Annotated in this window: 2 rRNA genes; both read right to left on the bottom strand. The window is 51.0% G+C overall.

The annotated features are described in order from the left end of the window. Nucleotides 1-92 precede the first annotated feature (92 nt). Nucleotides 93-207, bottom strand: a 5S ribosomal RNA gene (gene rrf, locus HGT1_RS17870). A 123-nt stretch (nt 208-330) separates the two neighbouring features. Beyond that, nucleotides 331-3207, bottom strand: a 23S ribosomal RNA gene (locus HGT1_RS17865). Nucleotides 3208-3562: the final 355 nt, after the last annotated feature.

Here is a 3562-nt window from a genome sequence, read left to right as displayed (position 1 = left end):
CTTCCAACGCAAAACGCCCGTTGTGTAGTGAACACATCGGGCGTTTTGTATATTGTATCGTAAGAGAGATAATCATTTATTGAACTTATTAGGTTTGGCGGTGACCTACTCTCCCACGTCTTAAGACGCAGTACCATTGGCGCAGTAGCACTTAACTGCCGAGTTCGGGATGGGATCGGGTGTTTTGCTTACGCTATGACCACCAAACCGAATAAATTCAATAAATGTCCAAGTCAGTACAGTTATGTATGTGTGTATGCTTTTGAATGATTAGTATAATGCACTACCGCTTTGCTACTTGAGCGCTGCTAAGTCTTGCTTCTACTGGATCAAATCAAGCCTATCGAGCCATTAGTACCAGTCAACTGAACGTATTACTACGCTTACATCTCTGGCCTATCGACGAGGTGGTCTACCTCGGCTCTCAGGGATACCTTGTTTTGAGGGGGGCTTCCCGCTTAGATGCCTTCAGCGGTTATCCTGTCCGATCATAGCTACCCAGCACTGCTATTGGCATAACAACTGGTCCACCAGTGGATCGTTCACCCCGGTCCTCTCGTACTAGGGGCAACTCCTCTCAAGTATCCTACACCCACGGAAGATAGGGACCGAACTGTCTCACGACGTTCTAAACCCAGCTCACGTACCTCTTTAAACGGCGAACAGCCGTACCCTTGGGACCTGCTCCAGCCCCAGGATGAGATGAGCCGACATCGAGGTGCCAAACACTGCCGTCGATATGGACTCTTGGGCAGTATCAGCCTGTTATCCCCGGCGTACCTTTTATCCGTTGAGCGATGGCCCTCCCACTTGGGACCACCGGATCACTATGGCCGTCTTTCGACTCTGCTCGACTTGTCAGTCTCGCAGTCAGGCTGGCTTCTGCCATTGCACTCAACGAGCGATTTCCGACCGCTCTGAGCCAACCTTCGCGCGCCTCCGTTACGATTTAGGAGGCGACCGCCCCAGTCAAACTACCCACCACACAGGGTCCCGGATCCGGATAACGGACCGCGGTTAGACATCAAGCAGAACAAGGGTGGTATCTCAAGGGAGGCTCCACGCAAACTGGCGTTCACGCTTCAAAGCCCACCACCTATCCTGCACATGTTCGGCCTAATGCCAGTGTGAAGTTGTAGTAAAGGTGCACGGGGTCTTTCCGTCTAACCGCGGGTAACCGGCATCTTGACCGGTAATTCAATTTCGCTGAGTCTATGTTGGAGACAGCGGGGAAGTCGTTACGCCATTCGTGCAGGTCGGAACTTACCCGACAAGGAATTTCGCTACCTTAGGACCGTTATAGTTACGGCCGCCGTTTACCTGGGCTTCAATTCAGAGCTCTCACCCCTCCTTTTAACCTTCAGGCACCGGGCAGGCGTCAGACCCTATACGTCGTCTTACGACTTCGCAGAGCCCTGTGTTTTTAATAAACAGTCGCCACCCCCTGGTTTGTGCCCCCAGCCCATACTTGCGTACAGACCGGGCCTCCTTCTCGCGAACTTACGGAGGTATTTTGCCGAGTTCCTTCAACATAGTTCTCTCAAGCGCCTTGGTATTCTCTACCTATCCACCTGTGTCGGTTTAGGGTACGATCTAACGATGGAGCTATTTCCAGGGACCTCTAAGCAGCCCATTCAATCCGATAAGGATGAACTACCCTCGAGATCCGTCACTTCCATCTGGCCCAGGAATATTAACCTGGTTCCCATCGACTACGCCTTTCGGCCTCGCCTTAGGGGTCGGCTTACCCTGCTCAGATTAGCTTTAAGCAGGAACCCTTGGATTTTCGGCGAGAGTGTCTCTCACACTCTTTGTCGCTACTCATGTCATCATTCTCACTAGTGATCTCTCCACGGGATCCCTCACAGGCCCGCTTCACAGAAAACTCCGCGTCTCCAATCCCACCGAAGTGGTTAAGGAGACATGGAATTATGTCACACTACGCTCTGCTACCATGCAATAAATGCATCCTAAGCTTCGGCTCATGGCTTGAGCCCCGTTACATCTTCGCCGCAAGACAACTTATTTAGACCAGTGAGCTGTTACGCTATCTTTAAAGGATGGCTGCTTCTAAGCCAACCTCCTGGTTGTTTTGGTCGTCTCACCTGCTTTCCCACTTAGCCATGAATTAGGGGCCTTAGCTGTAGGTCAGGGTTGTTTCCCTCTTCACGACGGACGTTAGCATTCGCCGTGTGTCTGCCATCTAGTACTCCTCGGTATTCGGAGTTTGGTTAGGATCAGTAAGCCTGTGGGGCCCCATTACCCATCCAGTGCTCTACCCCCGAGGGTATTCGGATGACGCTCTACCTAAATAGATTTCGCAGAGAACCAGCTATCTCCGAGTTTGATTGGCCTTTCACCCCTAGGCACAGCTCATCCCGATCCTTTTCAACGGATGTGGGTTCGGTCCTCCAGTAAGTGTTACCTTACCTTCAACCTGGCCATGCCTAGATCACTCGGTTTCGGGTCTGATCCCACAAACTCAACGCCCTATTAAGACTCGCTTTCGCTGCGCCTACACCTAACGGCTTAAGCTTGCTTGTGAGACCAAGTCGATGACCCATTATACAAAAGGTACGCTGTCAGGGCGCATAGGCCCCTCCAACTGATTGTAGGCGTTCGGTTTCAGGTACTGTTTCACTCCCCTCGTCGGGGTGCTTTTCACCTTTCCCTCACGGTACTGGTTCACTATCGGTCAGTAAGGAGTACTTAGCCTTCGAAGGTGGTCCTCCGATCTTCAGACAGAATTTCACGTGTTCCGCCCTACTTAATACGTCCTCTCATGCTTCTTATACGGGACTATCACCCACTTTGGTTGCGCATTCCAACGCATTCTAACCACAATTGAGGCTCGGCTGGTCCCCGTTCGCTCGCCGCTACTAGGGGAGTATCAATTGATTTCCTTTCCTCCGGGTACTTAGATGTTTCAGTTCCCCGGGTTTGCTTTTATAAACCTATGTATTCAGTCTATAAATACCTGGTTTACCCTCCTATTTTGCCCTACCGCCTATTCGGCTACTTGAGGGCGAACCCGCAAACAGCATCTTAGGAGTAGTATAAATAGCAGAATATCAGGTGGGTTGCCCCATTCAGAAATCCATGGATCAAAGCTTATTCTCAGCTCCCCATGGCTTATCGCAGAGTATCACGTCTTTCATCGCCTCTTACTGCCAAGGCATTCACCAAACGCCCTTTTCGCGCTTGATTTGATCCAGAAAAAGCAAGACTACCCATGATGCCCTACCGCTTCGCTACTTGAGGGCTATTTACACCATCAACCAACGTCGCTGCATAAGGCAGGCAATCTGCGCGGAAGACAGAAGCTGGTAAGAAACTGTCTTTCCTTATTCCAGATCAAAAGCATACTTTTTTACCCGCCCAACCACTATAGGTTGGACAGCGAGACATGCATCTAGCCTACCTTCCGTGCAGGAAGCAGGCGTCATGTCTCTGGTTAGTGTACTTGACTTGGACAACACGTTCTTTTCAATCGCGATACGCCTAAAAGACCGAGGAAACAGTCCGCTAAACGCCGGCTCCCGAAGGAGCAGCAACTGAGTTC

It is taken from the genome of Sulfitobacter sp. HGT1 (assembly GCF_013282155.1).
Classification (GTDB): domain Bacteria; phylum Pseudomonadota; class Alphaproteobacteria; order Rhodobacterales; family Rhodobacteraceae; genus Sulfitobacter.
This window is presented reverse-complemented; position numbering and strand designations above follow the sequence as displayed.